Annotated in this window: 21 protein-coding genes and 1 tRNA gene; 4 read left to right on the forward strand and 18 right to left on the reverse strand. The window is 66.5% G+C overall.

Features of this window, described 5'->3' with window-relative positions:
- Positions 1-721 precede the first annotated feature (721 nt).
- The 13 genes from SPHPHY_RS0109420 to rpsB form a co-directional block, all read right to left on the reverse strand.
- On the reverse strand, positions 722-1,045 hold the full coding sequence (locus SPHPHY_RS0109420; RefSeq protein ID WP_022686434.1) for a PilZ domain-containing protein: 324 nt from the start codon (positions 1,043-1,045) through the stop codon (positions 722-724).
- Positions 1,046-1,096: 51 nt separating this feature from the next.
- On the reverse strand, positions 1,097-1,327 hold the full coding sequence (rpmE, locus tag SPHPHY_RS0109425) for a 50S ribosomal protein L31 (protein ID WP_022686435.1): 231 nt from the start codon (positions 1,325-1,327) through the stop codon (positions 1,097-1,099).
- A gap of 93 nt (positions 1,328-1,420) precedes the next feature.
- On the reverse strand, positions 1,421-1,885 hold the full coding sequence (gene fabZ / locus SPHPHY_RS0109430; protein ID WP_022686436.1) for a 3-hydroxyacyl-ACP dehydratase FabZ: 465 nt from the start codon (positions 1,883-1,885) through the stop codon (positions 1,421-1,423).
- Between the two features lie 20 nt (positions 1,886-1,905).
- Entirely contained in the window at positions 1,906-2,565 is a 660-nt protein-coding gene (locus SPHPHY_RS0109435; RefSeq protein ID WP_022686437.1) for an OmpH family outer membrane protein, read from the reverse strand.
- On the reverse strand, positions 2,565-5,252 hold the full coding sequence (gene bamA, locus SPHPHY_RS0109440; protein ID WP_081645413.1) for an outer membrane protein assembly factor BamA: 2,688 nt from the start codon (positions 5,250-5,252) through the stop codon (positions 2,565-2,567). The genes SPHPHY_RS0109435 and bamA overlap by 1 nt, the downstream gene beginning before the upstream one ends.
- A 139-nt stretch (positions 5,253-5,391) precedes the next feature.
- The gene (locus tag SPHPHY_RS0109450; protein ID WP_028056709.1) at positions 5,392-6,525 is read right to left on the reverse strand and encodes a M50 family metallopeptidase; all 1,134 of its coding nucleotides are present in this window, start codon (positions 6,523-6,525) and stop codon (positions 5,392-5,394) included.
- The gene (gene dxr, locus SPHPHY_RS0109455; RefSeq protein ID WP_022686440.1) at positions 6,522-7,679 is read right to left on the reverse strand and encodes a 1-deoxy-D-xylulose-5-phosphate reductoisomerase; all 1,158 of its coding nucleotides are present in this window, start codon (positions 7,677-7,679) and stop codon (positions 6,522-6,524) included. Before dxr ends, SPHPHY_RS0109450 begins: the two co-directional genes overlap by 4 nt.
- Positions 7,676-8,509 carry a phosphatidate cytidylyltransferase gene (locus tag SPHPHY_RS0109460; protein ID WP_051148409.1) on the reverse strand — a complete coding sequence of 278 codons (834 nt, stop codon included), beginning with the start codon at positions 8,507-8,509 and terminating at the stop codon, positions 7,676-7,678. Before SPHPHY_RS0109460 ends, dxr begins: the two co-directional genes overlap by 4 nt.
- A gap of 10 nt (positions 8,510-8,519) precedes the next feature.
- On the reverse strand, positions 8,520-9,251 hold the full coding sequence (locus SPHPHY_RS0109465; RefSeq protein ID WP_022686442.1) for an isoprenyl transferase: 732 nt from the start codon (positions 9,249-9,251) through the stop codon (positions 8,520-8,522).
- 28 nt (positions 9,252-9,279) lie between these two features.
- Positions 9,280-9,837 carry a ribosome recycling factor gene (gene frr, locus SPHPHY_RS0109470; protein WP_022686443.1) on the reverse strand — a complete coding sequence of 186 codons (558 nt, stop codon included), beginning with the start codon at positions 9,835-9,837 and terminating at the stop codon, positions 9,280-9,282.
- Positions 9,824-10,567 carry a UMP kinase gene (gene pyrH / locus SPHPHY_RS0109475; RefSeq protein WP_022686444.1) on the reverse strand — a complete coding sequence of 248 codons (744 nt, stop codon included), beginning with the start codon at positions 10,565-10,567 and terminating at the stop codon, positions 9,824-9,826. The genes frr and pyrH overlap by 14 nt, the downstream gene beginning before the upstream one ends.
- A 178-nt stretch (positions 10,568-10,745) precedes the next feature.
- The gene (gene tsf / locus SPHPHY_RS0109480; protein ID WP_022686445.1) at positions 10,746-11,678 is read right to left on the reverse strand and encodes a translation elongation factor Ts; all 933 of its coding nucleotides are present in this window, start codon (positions 11,676-11,678) and stop codon (positions 10,746-10,748) included.
- A gap of 117 nt (positions 11,679-11,795) precedes the next feature.
- Positions 11,796-12,629: a 30S ribosomal protein S2 gene (rpsB, locus tag SPHPHY_RS0109485; RefSeq protein ID WP_028056711.1), complete on the reverse strand. Its 834-nt coding sequence runs from the start codon at positions 12,627-12,629 to the stop codon at positions 11,796-11,798.
- 291 nt (positions 12,630-12,920) lie between these two features.
- Here rpsB and SPHPHY_RS19840 point away from each other — a divergent pair, with 291 nt between their 5' ends.
- Positions 12,921-13,157: a hypothetical protein gene (locus SPHPHY_RS19840; RefSeq protein ID WP_051148411.1), complete on the forward strand. Its 237-nt coding sequence runs from the start codon at positions 12,921-12,923 to the stop codon at positions 13,155-13,157.
- On the opposite strand, the gene SPHPHY_RS0109495 is transcribed toward SPHPHY_RS19840, so the two are convergent.
- Both SPHPHY_RS0109495 and SPHPHY_RS0109500 read right to left on the reverse strand, forming a co-directional pair.
- A complete protein-coding gene (locus tag SPHPHY_RS0109495) occupies positions 13,099-13,905 on the reverse strand; it encodes a CDP-alcohol phosphatidyltransferase family protein (protein ID WP_022686448.1) in 807 nt (268 codons plus the stop codon). The genes SPHPHY_RS19840 and SPHPHY_RS0109495 overlap by 59 nt on opposite strands.
- 11 nt (positions 13,906-13,916) lie before the next feature.
- Positions 13,917-14,639 carry a phosphatidylserine decarboxylase gene (locus SPHPHY_RS0109500; RefSeq protein ID WP_022686449.1) on the reverse strand — a complete coding sequence of 241 codons (723 nt, stop codon included), beginning with the start codon at positions 14,637-14,639 and terminating at the stop codon, positions 13,917-13,919.
- Between the two features lie 131 nt (positions 14,640-14,770).
- Between SPHPHY_RS0109500 and SPHPHY_RS0109505 the strand changes: the two genes are divergently transcribed.
- The gene (locus tag SPHPHY_RS0109505) at positions 14,771-15,991 is read left to right on the forward strand and encodes an NADP-dependent isocitrate dehydrogenase (RefSeq protein WP_022686450.1); all 1,221 of its coding nucleotides are present in this window, start codon (positions 14,771-14,773) and stop codon (positions 15,989-15,991) included.
- A 46-nt stretch (positions 15,992-16,037) separates the two neighbouring features.
- On the opposite strand, the gene SPHPHY_RS0109510 is transcribed toward SPHPHY_RS0109505, so the two are convergent.
- Positions 16,038-16,238, reverse strand: a complete 201-nt coding sequence (locus SPHPHY_RS0109510; protein WP_028056713.1) for a DUF5818 domain-containing protein — start codon at positions 16,236-16,238, stop codon at positions 16,038-16,040.
- Positions 16,239-16,330: 92 nt separating this feature from the next.
- Here SPHPHY_RS0109510 and SPHPHY_RS0109515 point away from each other — a divergent pair.
- Positions 16,331-16,406: transfer RNA gene (locus SPHPHY_RS0109515), tRNA-Ile, on the forward strand.
- An 11-nt stretch (positions 16,407-16,417) separates the two neighbouring features.
- Here SPHPHY_RS0109515 and SPHPHY_RS19845 read toward each other — a convergent pair.
- Positions 16,418-18,061: a sensor histidine kinase gene (locus SPHPHY_RS19845; protein WP_196802153.1), complete on the reverse strand. Its 1,644-nt coding sequence runs from the start codon at positions 18,059-18,061 to the stop codon at positions 16,418-16,420.
- A 184-nt stretch (positions 18,062-18,245) separates the two neighbouring features.
- On the opposite strand from SPHPHY_RS19845, the gene SPHPHY_RS0109525 reads away from it, so the two are divergent.
- The gene (locus tag SPHPHY_RS0109525; RefSeq protein ID WP_022686452.1) at positions 18,246-18,707 is read left to right on the forward strand and encodes an Lrp/AsnC family transcriptional regulator; all 462 of its coding nucleotides are present in this window, start codon (positions 18,246-18,248) and stop codon (positions 18,705-18,707) included.
- Positions 18,708-18,865: 158 nt separating this feature from the next.
- Here the strand turns inward: SPHPHY_RS0109525 and SPHPHY_RS0109530 are convergent, their stop codons facing one another.
- Entirely contained in the window at positions 18,866-20,137 is a 1,272-nt protein-coding gene (locus SPHPHY_RS0109530; protein ID WP_028056714.1) for a hypothetical protein, read from the reverse strand.
- Between the last annotated feature and the right edge of the window lie 45 nt (positions 20,138-20,182).

Consider the following 20,182-nt stretch of genomic DNA (forward strand, 5'->3'; position numbering starts at 1 on the left):
GCTATCGGCCCGGTCCCGGTCCCGGGCCCGGTCCCGGACATGCTCACGTGCTCTCGCGATGGAAGACTGTCGTCCGGGACTGCTCCGGCGACACAATGGATAACCCGGTGGAGAGGTCGACGTGCTCGTCACGTCGGAGGGGCGGGACTTGTCAGTGGTGCTCGGGGCGGACCGACCTAAACGGCGATCGTTTTGAGTCGCCGAGGACTTGATCCGACGCCTCGCTGTTAAGGTCACAAAAGAAGAGGCGGCTGGTCTGGGGTTCGCGCACCTTAAGTTAAATGGCTCGTTCCAAGCGCAGGCTTTTCGGCCGCCAGGACCTGGCTCTTGCTCAATGTAAGATCGGCGGCGTCGCGAGTACGTTCGCAGTGGCCCGACGACACTCCCTTCGTCACCTTCCCCGCATCATCGATACAAAACAGCCAAGGCTGCGCCATTTCATTATGCGGACGCCTGACGCCACGCGGTGACCGGCTCCAGGTCGGTGGCATGCGGGTGGTCGGCGTGACGCACGCTGCGACGACCGGTACGGTCTTAGGCCGCGTTGATGGTCGCAAGTTATGAGTGAACCGCTTGCGCGTCTCGCGCGGTGATGCAGGCGCGAAGCTGATAGACGGTCGACATCTGACCTACTGCGCGGTCACCGCTAACGCGCTCGAACCAGAGCCGGCGCCGTACGTCCGGATGAACCCGATCGGCTTACCGTCGCCGGTAGCTTCCCTCAGTGAATAAGCCCATGTCGGCTCACCAGCGCGTTGAACGCATCGACCGACAACGGTGCGTGGAACACGCAGCCGGCGACCAGATCATCCGCCCAAACCACCATCGCGGCGATCATGCCCAGACCGGGAAGGTTCAGCCAGATCGGCTGGTTACGATCGATATTGGAAAAGGTTAGCAGCCGGCAGCCGTGAACCGACAGGTCCACGACCTTGCACAATGTCCGCGCCATTCCGCTTTGCTCCGCGGGGGTCTCGAGCTCGAGACGCGCACGTTTGCTGCGGCGGAACGGGCGGGCGGCGGGTGCGTATTCTGCTGCAAACATGACGGCGATGTTACGCCGCCATGCCTAACGTAGCGTTAAGTACGACCACGCTTACTTGCGCAGCGTCAACCCGCCGCCGAAGCGCTTGTTGAAGCGCGCGACCTGGCCGCCCGCATCAAGCACCTGACCACGACCGCCGGTCCATGCCGGGTGCGCCAGCGGGTCGATTTCCAGCGTCATCGTGTCGCCTTCCTTGCCCCAGGTGGAGCGGGTCTCGTACACGGTGCCGTCGGTCATCTGGACCTTGATCATGTGATAGGCGGGGTGCGTGTCTTTCTTCATGCGTCGTGCTCCGGATGCGGCTGGTTCCGACCAGCCTGAAAGGAAGGCGCGCGCCTACGGCAAACGCGCGTACAAGTCAAAGGCTGGGTTCGCTCACTTCGCCTTTGGTGGATCGGCGATCATCGCAGTGAAGTTCGCCTCCGCCGCGACCTGCCCGTTGACCTTGGCGACACCGGCGAACTTGCAGACGGACGAACGCTTCTGCACGAACTCGACCTCAAGCGACAACAGTACGCCAGGCTCGACCGGCTTGCGGAACTTCGCCCCCTCGATCGCCATGAAGTAGACGAGCTTGCCAGACCCCGCGAGACCGAGGCTTTCGACCGCCAGCACGCCGGCGGCCTGCGCCAGCGCCTCGACGATCAGCACGCCTGGCATGATCGGGCGCCCAGGGAAATGCCCCTGGAAGAAGCCTTCGTTGATCGTCACGGCCTTGATCGCGCGGATCGAGCGATCGCGAACGATCTCCTCGACCCGATCGACCAGCAGCATCGGATACCGATGCGGCAGCGCCCCCATCACCGCCGCGATGTCGAGCGGACCCGTGGATCCGCTCATCGCGTCAGCAGCCGCGTCGCTCACCGGCCGGTGGGGGCGCGGTTCGTGGCGGCTGGCGTGGCGGCCGGCGCGACGGCGCCGTCAGCCTGCTGACCCTGCTGGCCCGGCTGCCAGTTGGCAGGCGGCGTAATCCCGGCGGTCGGCACCAGACGATCGAGCTCGGTGGTGATTGCCGACGTGATGTCAGTGGTCGGCTGCGCGAACAATGCGGCATTGGGGCGCAGCAGCAGGCTGACGTTCTTGGTGCGAACGGCAGCGCTCACCGCGTCGGGCAGCTTGGCCGAGATCTGCTCCAGCGCATAGGCCTGCGCGCGGCTTGCCGGCGCGGTCAGGCGCTGCAATTCGGCATTGGCGGTTTGCTCGCGGGTCTGGATCGCCTGCGCCTGCGTGCGCAGCGACGCCTCGGTGGCACCGGGTGCCGCGGCGGCCTTCTGATAGGCGGCAACCAGCGGCTGCAACTCGGTGGTGATCGCCTGGCGACGCGTGTTCGCCTGGTCGATCTGCGCCTTGTAGGTCGTCTGGATCTGCGTACGCGCCGTCGCCCATGCCTTGGAATTGGCGACCGCCGCCTCCGGATCGGCAACTGCGATGCCGGCGACCTGCGCGGTCGCGGTCGCGGCAACGAGCGTGCCGGGCGCGATCAGCGCCGCGGCGAGCAGGAGATGCTTGAAGTTGGTCATCAGAACTGAGTCCCTACGTTGAAGGTGATAAGCTTGCGATCGTCGCCGGGCTGCGAAACCAGCGCCTTGGCGAGGTCGATGCGCAGCGGCCCGAACGGTGAATTCCAGTTTACGCCGACGCCGACCGACACGCGCGGACGAGCGGAATTGCCGAGGAACTGCTCGTCGAACGGCTGCGATGCGATCTGCGGTGAGTTCGGCACGATGCCGTTACACCCGCCGTTGCCGTTCGGGATACCGGCCGCGCAGGTCGTCGATACCGCAAGCCCGGCGGCGTTGACGTACGAATACAGCGGGTTCTCGGCGGTGTCCCTGACCGGCAGCGGCAGCACGATCGTGTTGCCGGCGGCATCGGTGGTGGTCGGGAAGACCGCGGTCGGCAACGGACGGGTGATGTTGAACAGGCTGCCGAACTGCGCGTAGATCGACGGCCGCAGGCCCAGTTCGCGCGCGCCTGAGCCGAGCGGAATCTCGACCTCGAACCGGCCGAGGTAATAAGCGGTGCCGCCCAATGCGTCGTCGACCAGCTGGTCGCGATCGGTGATCAGGATCTGCTTACCCGTGGTGCCGTCGGTCGTGTAATAACGACGCTGCACGCGCGGGCCGACGCCGCGGATATCGAAGCCGCGGAACTGCGGCTCGCCCAGATAGAAGCGGTCGTTGATGCGGACCTTGTCGATCCCTTCGCCGCGCGACTTCTCGAGCGACTTGATGTACCCGCCCTCGCCGACGAACGAGCCGATGAACCCGCTGCCGAGGTTCACGAACTTCGAGAAGTCGAGCTTGCTGCGGATGTACTTCACGTCACCGCCCAGCCCGGCGAAATCCTGGCTGAACACGAAGCGCTGGCCCGCAGTCGGGCGCAGGCGGCTGTTGAGGCTGTCGAAGATCAGCGAATAGCCGACCGCCGACGTCAGGCGATTGCCCAGCGAATCGCAGAGATAGCGCCCGGCCTTGAGCGGATCGCATCGCCCATTGGTGTAGAAGCTGTTCTCGTCCAGCCCGACTTCGTCGTACGAAAACTGGTATCGTCCGGCGAGCTGCCAATATTCGGTCAGCGGCACGCCGGTGCGCAGCTGGAACCCGGTGGACACCTGGCTATAGGTGGTGTTGCGGTTCGTACCGATGAAGTTGAACGCGTTATAGTCACGACGGAACACGTCTAGGCCGACCGCGATGTTCTTGTCGAAGATGTAGGGTTCGGTGAAACCAAGGTTGATCGACTTGGAGTAGGTGGAATAATTAACGCCGGCGCTCAGCGTCTGGCCCTTGCCGCGGAAGTTGTTCTGCGTGATGTTGGCCTGGATGATGAAGCGCTCCAGGCTCGAGAAGCCCGCCGACAGCTGCAGCTGACCGGTCGACCGCTCCTCGACGTTCGCCTCAAGCAGCACGCGGTCTGGCGACGAGCCCGGCGTCTGCTTGATCTCGAACTTATCCTGGAAGAAGCCGAGCGAGTTGATGCGATCCTGCGAGCGCTTGACCTGGAAGCTGTTGAACGCGTCGCCCTCGGCCAGTCGCACTTCGCGGCGAACCACCTTGTCCTGCGTCTGCGTGTTGCCGGTGATATCGACGCGCTCGACGTACGTACGCTGCGCCTGCCCGATGTGGAAGTTGATCGACATCGTCAGCGATTCGCGCTCACGCTGGAATTCCGGCGCGACGTCGCTGAATGCGTAGCCGAACAGTCCGGCGGTCTCGCTCAGATTGTCGACGGTGTCCTCGACCATCTTGGCGTTGTACCAGTCGCCCTTCTTGATCGGCAGCCCGGCGGCCAGCTTCTTGCCGTCGAAATCGCGGATGTCGCTGTCGACCGTGACGTCGCCGAATTTGTAGCGCGGGCCTTCCTCCACCACGTAGGTGATGATGAAGTCCTTGCGATCCGGCGTCAGCTCCGCGACCGCCGACGTCACGCGGAAATCCGCATAGCCCTCGGTCAGGTAGAATTGCCGCAGCTTCTGCTGGTCGTAGGCGAGCCGATCCTGATCATAGGACGTGCCCGACGACAGCAAGCGGTAGAAGCGCGCTTCCTTGGTCGCCATCTGCGCCCGCAGCTTGCCCGCGTCGAACACCTTGTTGCCGATGATGTTGATCTGGCGGACCTTGGACTTCGGTCCTTCGCTCACCTCGAAGATCACGTCGACGCGATTCTGGTCGAGGCTGACCATCTTCGGCTGCACGGTCGCGGCGAAGCGGCCCTGCCGGCGATACAGCTCGACGATCCGCGTCACGTCGGCACGCACTGCGGAGCGCGTGAAGATCTGACGCGGCTTCAGCCGGACCTCCTTGCCGATCTTGTCTTCCTTCAGGCGCTTGTTGCCCTCGAAGATGACGCGGTTGATGATCGGGTTCTCGCGCACGCGGATCACGATGTTGCCGGTCGCGGCACCATCGATCTGCACGTCGGCGAACAGGTCGCTCGCGTACAGGTCCTTGATCGCCTGATCGAGCGTTTCGTTGGTGTAGCTGTCGCCCTGCCGCAACTTGGTATAGCTGAGCGCGGTTTCCGGCTCGATGCGCTGCGTGCCCTCGACGCGCAGCGACGTGATGGCGCGCGCCGCCGGCGACACGATCGCCGGCCCCTGCGCGGCGGCAGGCGCCGCGGTGGTGCCGGGGGCTGCGGTGGTGGCAGCTGGCTGCGCCGCCGGCCGCGTCTGGGCGGTCGCGGCCAGCGGGACACCGGCCAGCATGGTGCAGCCCAGCAAGGTCGCCGAGGCACGCGCCCGCGAAGTCGAAGTGTTCAACACCGTCACTGCAATCCCACCCGAGAGTAAACGCCGTCCGTACGGGTCCGGTCGACGACGTCCGCGTCGCCCTGCCCCAGCTTGCTCACCCGATCAACCCGGCCAGATGCCGCCAGAGGCCGAAGTTGCCGAGATCGTTGAACGTCACGAGCAACATCAGCGCAAGTACCGCCACCAGCCCGCCGCGATAGGCCCATTCCACCGCTTCCGGCGCGACCGGGCGTCGCCGCACCGCCTCGATCGCATAGAACAGCAGGTGACCGCCATCCAGCATCGGCACTGGCAGCAGGTTGATGAACCCCAGATTGATCGAAACCAGCGCGATCAGGAAAACGAACGCGTCGGTGCCAAGCGAGATCTGCTCGCCCGAGACCTTGGCGATCGACAGCGGCCCACCGAGCTCCTTGACCGAGCGGCGCCCGGAGATGATCTGCCCGATCGTCTCGACCATCATGCCGACGATCTGGCCGGTGCGGTTCACGGCGACGATCGGTGCCTCCAGCACGCCCACCGGCTCGATCACCGGCGCGCCCGGCGCGATCCCCAGCAGCCCGACCCTGTAGCTGTTGCCGAATCGATCTTCCTGCACCTGTGTGCCGATGACCGCCTCGACGCTTTGCGGCACATCGCCGCGCACGTAATCCACCCGCACGCGCTCGCCGGCACGGATCTTCACGAACCGCACCATGTCCTCGAACGTCTCGACCTCGCGACCGCCCAGCGCGGTCACGCGGTCGCCGACGCGCAGCCCGGCTGCGGCCGCGGCGGTGCCGGGGATCGCCTGGCCGACGACGCTCGGCGTGCGCGCATCGCCGTAAGCGAGTGCGAAGCCGGCGAGGATCAGGATCGCGAGTACGAAATTCACGAACGGTCCGGCGGCGACGATGATCGCGCGCTGCCAGACCGGCTTGGCCTGGAACGTCGCCTGCCGTTCCGCCGCTGGCAGCGAAAGCCACTCGGTGGTCGGCTGACTGGCCGGATTCATGTCGCCGGCGAACTTCACGTATCCGCCCAGCGGCAGCAGCGCCAACTTCCAGCGCGTGCCGCGCCTGTCAGTCCAGCCCGCGAGTTCGCGGCCAAACCCGATCGAGAACGCCTCGGCCTTAACCCCGAACCAGCGCCCTGCGAGGTAGTGGCCCATTTCATGGATGAAGACGAGCGGACCGATCACCAGGAAAAAGGCGAGGACGGTCAGCAACAGTCCGGGAGTTTGGATCAAGCCACGCAGTCCTTCACGCGCTCACCGGCCATTCTCCGCGCCTCGCCGTCGACGTGGAGCACCGCGTCGAGGGTTTCCGGCGCGGCCGGGTCGTAGCGCTGCAGGGTATCGTCGACGATTGCGGCGATTTCAAGAAAGCCGATCGCGCCAGCCAGGAACGCCGCGACCGCGACCTCGTTGGAAGCATTGAGGATCGCCGGGCGCGCACCGCCGGCATCGACCGCCGATCGCGCCAGCGACAGAGCGGAAAAACGCTCGCTATCAGGCTCTTCGAAGTCAAGCCTGCCAAGCTTGACGAGGTCCAGCGGCGCCATGGGCGTAGCCATCCGGTCCGGCCATGCAAGACAATGGGCGATCGGCACCCGCATGTCGGATGGCCCGAGCTGGGCCAGCATCGATCCGTCGACATAATCGACCATGCTGTGGATCACCGACTGGCGATGGATCACGATCTCGATCTGGTCGGGGCGGACCGGGAACAACGCCGCCGCCTCGATTAGCTCCAGCCCCTTGTTCATCATCGTCGCACTGTCGACCGAAATCTTCGCGCCCATCGACCAGTTTGGATGCGCGACGGCCTGAGCGGGCGTGACGGCCGCCATCGCCTCCAGCGACCAGTCGCGGAACGGTCCGCCGCTCGCCGTCAGGATGATCCGCCTCACCCGCGCGATCTGCGCCGGATCGAGACATTGAAAGATCGCATTATGCTCGCTGTCGGCAGGCAACAACGTCGCGCCATGCTGCGTCGCCGCCGCGGTGATGATGGCGCCGGCCGACACCAGCGGCTCCTTGTTGGCGAGCACCACCGTGCCACCCTGCTCGATCGCCGCCAGTGTCGGGCGCAAACCGGCGCAGCCGACGATCGCACCCATCGTCCAGTCGGCGCCGTTCGCCGCGGCCTCGCAGACGGCAGCGGCGCCGCCCGTCGCGGCGATGCCGGTCCCGGCAAGCGCGGCGCGCAGCTCGCCGAGACAACGCTCGTCTGCGACCACCGCCAGTTCGGCGTTGGTCCGGATCGCGGCCGCGGCCAAACGGGTCACGTCGCAATTGGCGGTCAGCGCGCGCACCCGGAACGCTTCCGGCGCACGCTCCACCAGGTCGAGCGTCGACGTACCCACCGACCCGGTGGCGCCAAGGATGTTGACGGTTCTCACGCCGGCAGGCTCGGCAGGATCAGTACCAGCAAGGCGGCGACCGGCGCGACCGGCACCAGTCCGTCGAGGCGGTCGAGCACCCCGCCATGTCCCGGCAGGATGTTGCCCGAATCCTTGACGCCCGCCCGCCGCTTCAGCCAGCTCTCGTAGAGATCGCCCATCTGCGACAACACCGCCAGCAACGGCGAGCACGCAGCGAGGGCGAGCGGGAGCCCCGCCACCGCATGCAGCGCGCCGCCCAGCATTGCCGCGGCGATCGTCCCGCCGATCAGCCCCGCCCAGGTCTTGTTGGGCGAAAGGCGTGGTGCCAGCTTCGGTCCGCCGATCGAACGTCCGGCGAAGAACGCACCGATGTCGCACGCCCAAACCAGCGCCATCGTCCAGAAGGAATAGAGCAGACCCATGTCGCCGTGCCGGCGCAGGACGATCAGCGCCAGCACCGGTACGCCGCAATAAACCACGCCCAGCGCCAGCTGCGGCAGCTTGGTAACGATCACGACGAAGAACGCCGCACCGCCGATCAGCCCCAGCGTGAAGAAATCATGCGGTTCGATGATCAGCCACGCCGGCGCCATCGTCGCCAGCGGCACGCTGAGCGCCATCTGCGCCAGCCGCTTCGTCTTGGCGGACACGTGCTGCAGGTCGCACCACTCCGCCATCATGAACAAGGCGATCACGATCGACAGCAGCCAGAAAGCGATGTCGCCCAACACGATCGCCGCGGAGGCGATCGCGATCATCCCCACGCTGGCGATCATCCGCAGCCGCAGGTTCGACGGCGTGCGCAGCTTGGCATCGGGGGTGTGCGGAAGCGGGAGATCGTCGCTCATGCGGTGCGCGTCACAGCCCGCCGTAGCGGCGCTGCCGCTGCCCGAACGCATCGACCGCGGCGGCAAGATCGTCGGCGCCGAAATCGGGCCACAACGTCTCGACGAACAGCAATTCGGCATACGCCGCCTGCCACAACAGGAAGTTGGAAAGCCGCTGCTCGCCCGAAGTGCGGATAAGCAGGTCGAGCGGCGGCAGGTCGCGTGTCTCCAGCTGCGTTTCGATCGCGTCGGCGTCGATCGCCGTCGGATCCAGCCCGCCGGCCGCCGCCTGCACAGCCAGCGCGCGCGCCGCCTCGACCAGTTCGGCCTGCGCGCCATAGTTCAGCGCGATCGCGAGGATCGGCCCGCTATTCCCTGCGGTCCGCGCCAACGCATCATCGATCAGCTCGACGACGTCGGCCGGGAAGCGGCGGTAGTCGCCCAGCACCCGCAATCGCACATTTTCGCGAACCAGCTCGGCGAGGTCGTTGCGGATGAACAGCTTCAGCAGCTTCATCAACCCGCTCACCTCTTCCGCCGGCCGCCGCCAATTCTCGGACGAGAAGGCATAAAGGGTGAGCGCCTCGATCCCCAGCGCACGCGCGGCACGCGTCACGCTGCGCACTGCCTCGACGCCCGCGCGATGCCCCATCGCACGCGGCATCCGCCGGCTCGCCGCCCAGCGGCCGTTGCCGTCCATGATGATCGCGACGTGGCGCGGCAGCACGGCCGGCGCCGCCCGCGGAACCGCGGCGGTCGCCATCAGATCGTCCTCCGGGGCATGCGTCGCGTCACTTGTTGAGGATTTCCTTTTCCTTGGCCGCAAACGTGGTGTCGATCTCGGCGATCGTCGCGTCGGTCAGCTTCTGGACCTCCGTCTCGTGGCGCTTGCGCTCGTCCTCGGAGATGACGTTCTTCTTCTCGTCGACCTTCAGCGCGTCCATCCCGTCACGGCGCACGTTGCGCACCGCGATCTTGGCCTTCTCCGAATATTGCCCGGCGAGCTTCGCCAGTTCCTTGCGGCGCTCCTCCGTCAAATCGGGGATCGGCAGGCGCAGCGTCTGGCCGTCGTTGATCGGGTTCAGCCCGAGCCCTGCGGAGCGGATCGCCTTCTCGACCGGCCCGACGTTCGTCTTGTCCCATACCTGCACCGACAGCATCCGCGGCTCGGGCACCGAAACGGTCGCGACCTGGTTGAGCGGCATGTGCGCGCCATAGACCTCGACGTTCACGGGATCGAGCAACGAGGTCGAAGCGCGACCGGTGCGCAGGCCGCCCAGGTCGCCCTTCAGCGATTCCACCGCGCCGTGCATGCGACGCTCAAGATCGGCCTTGTCATACGCGGGCATCGATATTCTCCACTTGCTTCTGCACGATCGTCGAAATGCCGTTGCCACCCAGCACCGCGGCGAAATTGCCGTGCTGCCGGATGTTGAAGACGACGATCGGAATTTCCGAGTCACGGCACAGCGCGACGGCGCTGGCGTCCATGACCTTCAGGTTCTTCGCCAGCACCATGTCGTAACTGACGGTTTCATAACGCTTTGCGCCTTCGACCTTCTTCGGATCGGCATCGTAGACACCGTCCACGGACGTGCCCTTGAACAGCGCATCGCAATTCATTTCCGCCGCGCGCAGCGCCGCGCCGCTATCGGTCGTGAAGAACGGCGAACCGACACCGGCAGCGAAGATCACGACGCGGCCCTTTTCCAGGTGCCGCTCCGCGCGCCGGCGGATGAACGGCTCGCACACCGAATGCATCGGAATCGCCGACTGCACGCGCGTATCGACGCCGATTTGCTCCAGCGCGTTCTGCACCGCCAGCGCGTTCATGACCGTCGCCAGCATCCCCATGTAATCGGCGGTGCCGCGCTCGAAACCCTGCGCTGCGGCGGCCAGCCCGCGGAAAATGTTGCCGCCACCCACGACCACGCACAGCTCGTAGCCCTGCGCCTTCACGTCGGCGATCTCCTCCGCGACGCGCGCGGTCACCGCCGGATCGATCGCAAGCCCGCCCTCGCCCATCAGGACTTCGCCCGACAGCTTGAGAAGGATGCGTTTGTAGCGAGGCTCGGTCACTGAAATTCCGTTTTATCTGGGGGCGGGCGGCGCGGACCCTAAGCGGCGGGTCGGCCACTGGCAATGGGTTGACACGATCACCTCGTCCCGAACGCAAACCGCCGCCCCGGCCGAGACCGGAGCGGCGGTTCCCGCGGTCAGGCGCCGCAGCGGATCACCGCCGCGGCGAAGGTCGCGATCAGCCCTGTGCCACGCCCGAGGCGGCGGCGACTTCCGCGGCGAAGTCGGACACTTCCTTCTCGATGCCTTCGCCGAGCTGGAAGCGGACATAATCCTTTAGCACGATCTCGGCGCCGGCGTCCTTGCCGGCCTTGGCGACCACGTCGCTGATCTTGGTCTTGCCGTCCATCACGAACAGCTGGCTGACCAGCGCATGCTCCTTGCGGTACTTGGCGATCGAGCCCTCGACCATCTTGGCGATGATGTCGGCCGGTTTGCCCGATTCGGCGGCCTTCTCGGTCGCGATCGCGCGCTCGCGCTCGATCTCGGCCTCGTCAAGATCGCCCTCGTTCAGCGCCTTCGGGAACGCGGCGGCGATGTGCATCGCCAGCTGCTTGCCGAGTGCCTGCAGCACGTCGTCGGATGCGTTGCTCTCCAGCGCAACCAGCACGCCGATCTTGCCCAGACCCGGCGCCTGCTGGTTGTGGACATAGGGCACCACGGCGCCGCTCGTCACGCTCAGCTGGCGCGCACGGCGGATCGACTGGTTTTCACCGATCGTCGCGATATTGTTGGTCAGCGCCTCGCCGACGGTCGTGCCCGACGGCATCGCCGCGCCCTTGATCGCCTCGACGTCACCGCCGGTGGCGAGCGCGATCTGCGTCACTTCGCGCACGAAGTTCTGGAACTGCTCGTTCTTCGCGACGAAGTCGGTCTCCGAGTTCACCTCGACCACCGCGCCCTTGGTGCCGGCGACGGCGACGCCGACCAGGCCCTCGGCGGCGGTGCGGCTCGACTTCTTCTGCGCCGCGGCCAGACCCTTGGTACGCAGCCAGTCCAGCGCCGCCTCCATGTCGCCGCTGGCCTCGTTCAGCGCCTTCTTGCAATCCATCATGCCCGCGCCGCTCTTCTCGCGCAGGTCCTTGACCATCGCTGCCGTGATATCGGCCATTTCACTGTCCTCAGCTTTGATTGCGTCGACGCGCGACGATCGGGTCGATCGCCGCGCGCCGAACGGGAAACAGGAAGGCTCCGCGCTTACGGAGCCTCCGTGACATTCGCGCGTCCCTTACGCGGCGGCGGGCTCGCCTTCGGGAGCCGGGGCATCAGCCATCGTCGGGGCGGCGGCGTTCTCGTCGGGGGCCGGCTCGGCGGTCAGCGCCTCCTCGACCGGCGGCTCCATCATCGCGCCCAGATCGGCGCCGCTGCGCGCCTGCTGCTGCTGATTGCCGCGGGTCGAGGCGATCGCGATCGCCTCGCAATACAGGCGGATCGCGCGCGCTGCGTCGTCATTGGCAGGCACCGGGAAAGCGATGCCGTCCGGCGACACGTTCGAATCGAGGATCGCCACGACGGGGATGCCCAGCGTGTTGGCTTCCTTGATCGCCAGCTCTTCCTTGTTGGCGTCGATCACGAACATCACGTCGGGAACGCCGCCCATGTCGCGGATGCCGCCCAGCGACAGCTCGAGCTTGTCGCGCTCGCGGGTCAGCTGCAGCACTTCCTTCTTGGTCAGGCCGGCGGTGTTGCCCGACAGCTGCTCCTCAAGGCTCTTCAGGCGCTTGATCGAGTTCGAGATCGTCTTCCAGTTGGTGAGCATGCCGCCCAGCCAGCGGTGGTTGACGAAATGCTGGCCGGCGCGACGCGCTGCCTCGGCGACCGGCTCCTGCGCCTGGCGCTTGGTGCCGACGAACAGCACCTTGCCGCCAGCCGCGACCGACTGGCTGACGAAGTCGAGCGCGCGCGCGAACAGCGGCACGGTCTGCGACAGGTCGATGATGTGGACGCCGTTACGCTCGCCGAAGATGTAGGGCTTCATCTTCGGGTTCCAGCGGTGGGTCTGGTGGCCGAAGTGCGCGCCGGTCTCGATCAGCTGCTGCATGGAGACGACAGGAGCCGCCATGGTGTTTTTTCCTTCCGGTTGAGCCTCTGGGGAGCGAGTGACGCGACCTGAAAGGCCAGCGCACCGGTTGATGATGCTCCCCATGCGGGGTTGAGGCGCGCGCCTTAGCGGATGGCGTCGTGCATTGCAACGATCACGACGGAGTTGACACGCGCGAACATAGGTGGAACAAGCAATGGAACAGAGCGCGAACTGGGTTCCAGAACGTCCACTCTGATACTGATTCAGGAACCATGACGCTGCGCGGGAATTTACAGCGGCATGGTTCGCACGATGTGCGAGGAGGCGAGCATGGCGACCTTTATGGCAGTGATGGTGTTCGGCGGCGCGGCAGCGTTCGCAATCTACGCGCTGGTCGCGACGCTGCGGCCGCAGGCGGCGCGGATCGTGGCGGTGCTGCGCGGCGGGTCGGCCGATCCGCGCTTCGAACCGCTTTCGACGCTGGTACGCGCCGAGCGGCGGATTGCGGTCAGGCGCTGGGCGGCGGGGTCGGCGATGATGACGTTGCGGTCGCGCGAAGCCGCTTGATGCGTGCATAGCTCGCGACGCTGAACGGCATCGACACGAGGTAGGCGATCCCGGCGCTGGCGGCGGTTTGCCACGGCGCACTGACCGCCGCCGCGCCCACCGCGACGACGATCGCGATCGCCTCGAAGCGGATGTTGGGGCGCAGCTTGAGCGAGCCCCACGAGAACGTGGCGAGGCTCGAGACCATCAACAACGCGACCAGCACGGTCCACGGTGCCACCAGCCGCGGATCGCGCAATATCGGTGCGTCGGTGACGAACCACAGGAACAGCGGCAGCAAGGCGAGCGCAGCACCGGCGGGTGCCGGCACGCCGGTGAGGAAGCCCGCTGATTTGTGCGGCTGGTCGTCGGCATCGATATGGGCGTTGAAGCGTGCGAGGCGCAGCGCGCAAAACACCGCCAGGACCAACGTCGCCATCCAGCCGAAGCGTGGCAACGTGTTGAGCGACCACAGATACAGGATCAGCGCCGGCGAAACGCCGAATGAGATCGCATCCGAAAGCGAATCAAGTTCCGCCCCGAAGCGGCTTTCGCCGTGCAGCATCCGCGCAACGCGGCCGTCCAGGCCATCGAGGACGCCGGCGACCAGCACCATGACCACCGCCAGCTCCCAATGTCCGGAGATCGCGAAGCGGATTCCGGACAGGCCGGAGCAGAGCGCCAACGCGGTCACCGCATTCGGGGCGACGGCGCGCAGCGGCAACCCGCCGGGAGGGCGACGCAGCGGGCGGCGGAGCGGCGGTTGCATGGTCGGCGCGCTTACTGCGACACGCCGGTGATGCGCGGAACGCCGAAGCGGCCCAGCACCGTCTCACCCGCCACCGCGCGCTGCCCCAGCGCCACCTGCGGTTCGAAACCCTCGGGCAGATAGACGTCGACGCGGCTGCCGAAGCGGATCAGCCCCACGCGTTGTCCCGCCGCGACGATGTCGCCGATCTTGGCGAAGCCGACGATCCGCCGTGCGACCAGCCCGGCGATCTGCGTGAAGCCGACGCGTCGCCCGTCGAAACCCTCGACCACGAAATGCTGCCGCTCGTTCTCCTCCGACGCCTTGTCGAGGTCGGCGTTGAGGAACTTGCCCGAGATATAGACGACCTGCCGGATCGTCCCCGCGATCGGCGAGCGATTGATGTGGACGTCGAACACCGACATGAACACCGACACGCGCACCATCGGCATCTCGCCGAGGTCGCCGATCAGCTCGCGGGGCACCGGAACGCGCTCGATCATCGTGATCAGGCCGTCGGCCGGCGAGACGATCAGATCGTCGCCGACCGGCGTGGTGCGGATCGGATCACGGAAGAAGGCCGCCACCCACAGCGTCAGCGCAAGGAACGGCCAGAAGAAAACCTTCGACACGATCGTCATCAGCAAGGTGATGCCGAAGGCGATGGCGGTGAATTTCTGCCCCTCGGGGTGGACGGCGGGGAAGCGCCACTTGACGGTGGTCGTGACGACCGGCGGCTTGTCGAGCGAAGTCATCGCTTCGTCCTACCGGCGCACGTGCCCGGTGACAACGCCCCGCTATCATCGCATGACCACGGCCGCGGTTGATCCTCGCCCCCCTTGCCCCTATCGCGACACCAAACCACCCACTCGAAGGACAAGCGAGCATGGCCAAGATCAAGGTGAAGACCCCCGTCGTGGAGATCGACGGCGACGAGATGACGCGGATCATCTGGGAATGGATCCGCGAGCGACTGGTCAAGCCATACCTCGATATCGACCTCGATTATTACGACCTGGGTGTGCAGGAGCGCGATCGCACCGACGACAAGGTGACCGTCGACAGCGCGAAGGCGATCCAGAAGTACGGCGTCGGCGTGAAGTGCGCCACGATCACGCCCGACGAGCAACGCGTCGAGGAATTCGGCCTCAAGAAGATGTGGCGTTCGCCGAATGGCACGATCCGCAACATCCTGGGCGGCGTGGTCTTCCGCGAGCCGATCGTGATGAAGAACGTGCCCCGCCTGATCCCGGGCTGGACGCACCCGATCGTCGTCGGCCGCCACGCGTTCGGCGACCAGTACAAGGCCACCGATTTCAAGGTGCCCGGCAAGGGCAAGCTGACCATGAAGTGGGAAGGCGAAGGCGGCGAGACGATCGAGCACGAGGTGTTCGATTTCCCGGCGGCGGGTGTCGCGATGGGCATGTACAACCTCGACGAATCGATCCGCGACTTCGCACGCGCCTCGCTCAACTACGGGCTCGGCCGCAACTGGCCGGTGTACCTGTCCACCAAGAACACGATCCTCAAGGCCTATGATGGCCGCTTCAAGGACATCTTCGCCGAAGTGTTCGAAAGCGAGTTCGCCGACCAGTTCAAGGCCGCGGGCATCGTCTACGAACATCGCCTGATCGACGACATGGTCGCCTCGGCGTTGAAGTGGAATGGCGAGTTCGTCTGGGCCTGCAAGAACTACGACGGCGACGTCCAGTCGGATCAGGTCGCGCAAGGTTTCGGCTCGCTGGGCCTGATGACCTCGGTGCTGATGACCCCGGACGGCAAGACGATCGAGGCCGAGGCGGCGCACGGCACCGTCACGCGCCACTATCGCCAGCACCAGCAGGGCAAGGCGACTTCGACCAACCCGATTGCGTCGATCTTCGCCTGGACCGGCGGTCTCAAGTATCGCGGCAAGTTCGACGGCACGCCCGACGTGACGCGCTTCGCCGAGACGCTGGAGCAGGTCTGCGTCGAGACCGTAGAGTCGGGCGACATGACCAAGGATCTCGCGATCCTGATCGGACCCGACCAGCGCTGGATGACGACCGAGCAGTTCTTCGAGGCGGTACGCCTGAACCTCGAGAAGAAGATGGCCAACTGGGCCTGAACGACCGGAACGTGGATGGCGGCATCGCCCGCCGTCCACGCTTCCTTCAGGCGGCGCTCACGCCGTCCACCGCGACGCGATCCTCGCCGCACAATGTCCCGCGCACCCGCACCCGCTTCTGGACGTGATCGACCGGAACGCGCGCCAGTTCCAGTACATAGCGGCCACCAACGTCGCGTTGCAGCACGAACGCGCCACCTTCGCGCAGCAGCGTACCGGTTTCATCGATCGGATTATCGTTCGTCATCCCGGCGAGATGGCCATTCGCCACTGCCAGCGCAATCGTCGGAAGCGCTTGCCAGCGGCCATCGTGCGGCGTTAGGGGGCGGCGCGGTGTCGGGGCCTGTAGCTCAATGGTTAGAGCTGGCCGCTCATAACGGCTAGGTTGCGGGTTCGAGTCCTGCCGGGCCCACCACCGCGTGGCGATTACGGCGCGCTCGTCGTCGTCGCTTGCCCGGCTCCGTCCTGGTCGCTGCCTTCGTGCCCGCTGTCGTCCTGCTCCACCGCCGGCAACAGCAACGTGAAATAGCCCGGTGCGATCACGAATCGCCCGCCCAGTTCGCTCGCGAGATTGCGCACCAGCCGCAGCGCGAACCCGACGCCGAGCAACGGCGCGCCTTCGTCGACGGTCGCATCCTCGTCATCCAGCGCCAGCAACGACGCCTCGTCGCGCGTCGCGAACGCGGCGGGCGGCACGACCGCCAGCGCCAGCGTACCCACGCCGGTGACCAGCGCCATCATCAACCGCTCGCCCGGCTGTGCCGCCGACAGCAAGGTCGCAAGCAACCGTGATACCAGCCGCTCCGCATCGCGGGGGTCGAGCGACCATGCCGCATCGCGTTGCGCCGGCAGCACCAGTTCGGCGCTGCGCAAGGTCGCCAGCGGCGCCAGATCGCTGCCGATCCGTTGCAGGAGCGCGAACGCGGGCGTGATCCCGCTGCGGCGGTCCAGTGCGCGGCCGTCGATCCGCGCCGCAAGGTCGAGATCCTCGATCGCGCCGATCAATCCCATGACATGACGGCGAATGTCGCTGGCGCGGTCGCGGTAGGCGGGCGCGACGTCGCCCAGCAATTGCTGCTCGATCAGTTCCGAAAAGCCCGCGATCGCGTTGGTCGGGGTGCGCAATTCATGCACCAGTCGCCGCAGTCCCTCGGCGCCGACGGTCGCCGCGCGATCCTCGCGGCGGCCGACACGTTCGTCGGCGCGCGGGCGGCGTGCCTGGCCGCGCATGCCCGTGAAGGCACCGGTCGCATGGTCGAACATCGGCACCCCCGCGATCCGCCACTCGCCCGCGATCGCCGATTCGCCCGGCACCATCAGCCGCGCGGCGGTGAACGCCGCCCGCTTGCGGAACGCGCCCGCCGCGACGCCGTCGACCGCAGCGTCGCTCCACGCGCCGCCACGATGATCGAGCGTCAGCCCGATCACGGCACCGCGCGGTGCAGCGTCCAGCCAGCGGATCACGCCCGCGGCGTCGGTCTCGAACCGGAACGCCGGCAACGGCGACGGCGCCTCGCCGGCCAGGGGCGCCCGCAGATGCTGATGCGCCTCGATCCGCCGCACCAGATCCGCGACCTCGAAACGCGGCGTCGCCTCCACGACCACCGCGTCCTCACCTGCTTCGGCCGGCGAATAACCGAGCCGGAGATCGTGCGTCCCCAGGCATTCGAGCGCCCGCACCACCGAGGGTGCCAGGTCACGCCGCCGCGCGACGACGTTGCGCCCCAGCGCGCCCAGTTTCGGCAACAAGGCATCCCACCCGTCGCTGTCCAGCCGCACCGCCCGCAGCGCCGTGCTCGCGATCTCGGGCGTGTCCGTGATGAAGAACTCGACCAGCGGCAGCGGAGCGTCGACCAGCGCCAGCGATCGTGCCGCCGCGACGCGCACCGCTGCGGGCACCCGCTCGCGCAACACCGCCAGCCGCCACAGCAATTGCTCGTCGGCCGGTGCGCGCCCGCGCCCGATCAGATCGACGAGCTGCCGAAACGCCGCGCGTGCCCCCAACGCGGAGGTCGCCTCGGCGGCCAGCACCGTTTTCAGGCTGTCGTCGAACCGCACGAAACCCACCACCTCATTTATGCTGCGAACCTTGTGCCCCGCTTCTAGAGCCACGGCCGCGACCGGTATATTGCGCAGATCGTCGCGCGATCCCGTAATGAAGCAGCTTTGGACAATTGCGTTTGCGCGCAATATTCCTATAGGCGCGGTTTCAGTAGCTATCGCGAAGATGCGCGTACAAGCAGAGTGAGGCGTGATGACCCTGGACCGGATCGATCGTGAAATCCTGGCGCTTTTGCAGGAGGATGGACGAATGACCAACGTCGATCTCGCCGAGCGCGTCGGGCTGACCGCGCCGCCGTGCCTGCGCCGCGTCCGCGCGCTGGAACAGGCCGGCGTAATCCGCGGCTATCACGCCGAATGCGACGCGACCAAGCTCGGTTTCCCGATCACGGTCTTCGCAATGGTCAGCCTGCGCAGCCAGGCCGAGCAGGATCTGGCTGCCTTCGAATCGCACGTCGCCGCGATCCCCGAGGTTCGCGAATGCCACATGCTCAACGGCGAGATCGACTTCATCCTGAAGATCGTCGCGCAGGATCTGGAGAGCTTCCAGCGCATCCTGACGACGAAGCTCACCTCGGCACCGAACGTCACCAGCGTGAAGTCGTCGCTGACGATCCGCACCTTCAAGGCGCAGGCCGGCGTCCCGATCGAATAGTCTCGGCTGCGCACGACCCTTCGTCCCGGACGTGAGCAGGGGAACGAAGGTCGACTCCGCCTCACCATCCGGCGCCGGTCGCGGTTCTCGATAGCACCCCCGAACGGAAAAGGGGCGACCCGCAGGCCGCCCCTTTCGCTGAAACCGTGGATCGCGGATCACGCCACCGGCGGATGATCCAGGAAGTCGATCCACCACCCCGCGATGTCGGCGCGCGGGGTACCGGTCACCGCCTGGAACGCCGTCTTCGCCGCGGCCTTGTCGCCGGAGTTGGTGAGCGCGATGCCCAGGCGGGTGTTCACCGCATTGGCATCCACCCCACCCTTCTGCAGCGCGGCGCGGTACAGCGCGATCGCCTTGGCATATTCGCCCGAGCCGAGATACGCGTCGGCGGTGCTGGCGGCCAGCTTGCCGTCCGCCGCCTTCATCGCACGCGCCTCGACCGCCGCCATCGAGCCTTCGTTCGAGATCGACTTGTTCGCGGCGGCCAGCAGGCTGCCGGCATCGGGGCTGCTTGCCGGGATCTTGCCCGCCGCCTTGCCTTCGGTCAGCACCGCCTTCGATTCCCACGGCAGGCCCTGATCGAAGGTCCACTGCGCGTAGATCTCATAGTCGTACTGATCGGCCAGCGCCTTGCCGGAACGCAGCAGGCGATACAGGTCGACCTTCTGCGACTTGTCCAGCGTCGCCATCGACTGCGGCTGGATGCCCCAGAACACCAGCATGTCGCGCCAGTTCTTCGCGGTCGGATAGGCGGTCAGGTAACGGCGCATCCATGCGCGCGCTTCCGTCGGGTTCTTGGCGGTGTTGTTGCGCGCGATCGCGTAGCGGAAGATGTCCTCCGACGGCTTCTGGCCTGCGGCCATCTGCTCGTCGACCATCTTGGCCAGCGCCGCCGAACCACCGGCGATATCGCCCGAGTCCATCTTCAGCTTGACGAGCTGGAGCGGCAGGTTCGGGTCGTTGTACCCCAGCTGCTGCGCCTGCTCGAAGAAGCGCATCGCACCCGCCGCGTCCTTGGCGTTCGCCGCGATTACGCCGCGCTGATAGGTATATTTCGCCTTGTCGGCCTGCGCCGTGCGCGGGCTGGCGATCAGCGCGTCGAGCGGCGCGACCAGGTTCGCGTTGTTCGGGCCACCCGGCTGGATCACTTCCAGGTTCAGGCGCAACGCGGCAGCGATATACTTTTCGTCGTCGCTCTTGGCCGCGGCCTCGACGGCGGCGACCAGCGGCGCGGCGGTGGCCGCGTCCTTGGCAGCCAGCGCAGTCTGCGCCTGGGCGGCGGGACCGCGCACCTCGTTGCTCAGCTTGAGCTGGTCGCCCTTCTGCTCTTCCTTCTTCTGCTTCTGCGCCGTGGCGGGTTGCGACAGCGCAACGGTTGCGCCCCCGGCCAGAAGCACAGCCATAACGGCGTTCGAAAGGGTCTTCATCGACACGTCTCTCCAGATTTCGCGGGCGTAACGCTCGTCGGCTCC

It is taken from the genome of Sphingomonas phyllosphaerae 5.2, assembly GCF_000419605.1.
Classification (GTDB): domain Bacteria; phylum Pseudomonadota; class Alphaproteobacteria; order Sphingomonadales; family Sphingomonadaceae; genus Sphingomonas; species Sphingomonas phyllosphaerae_B.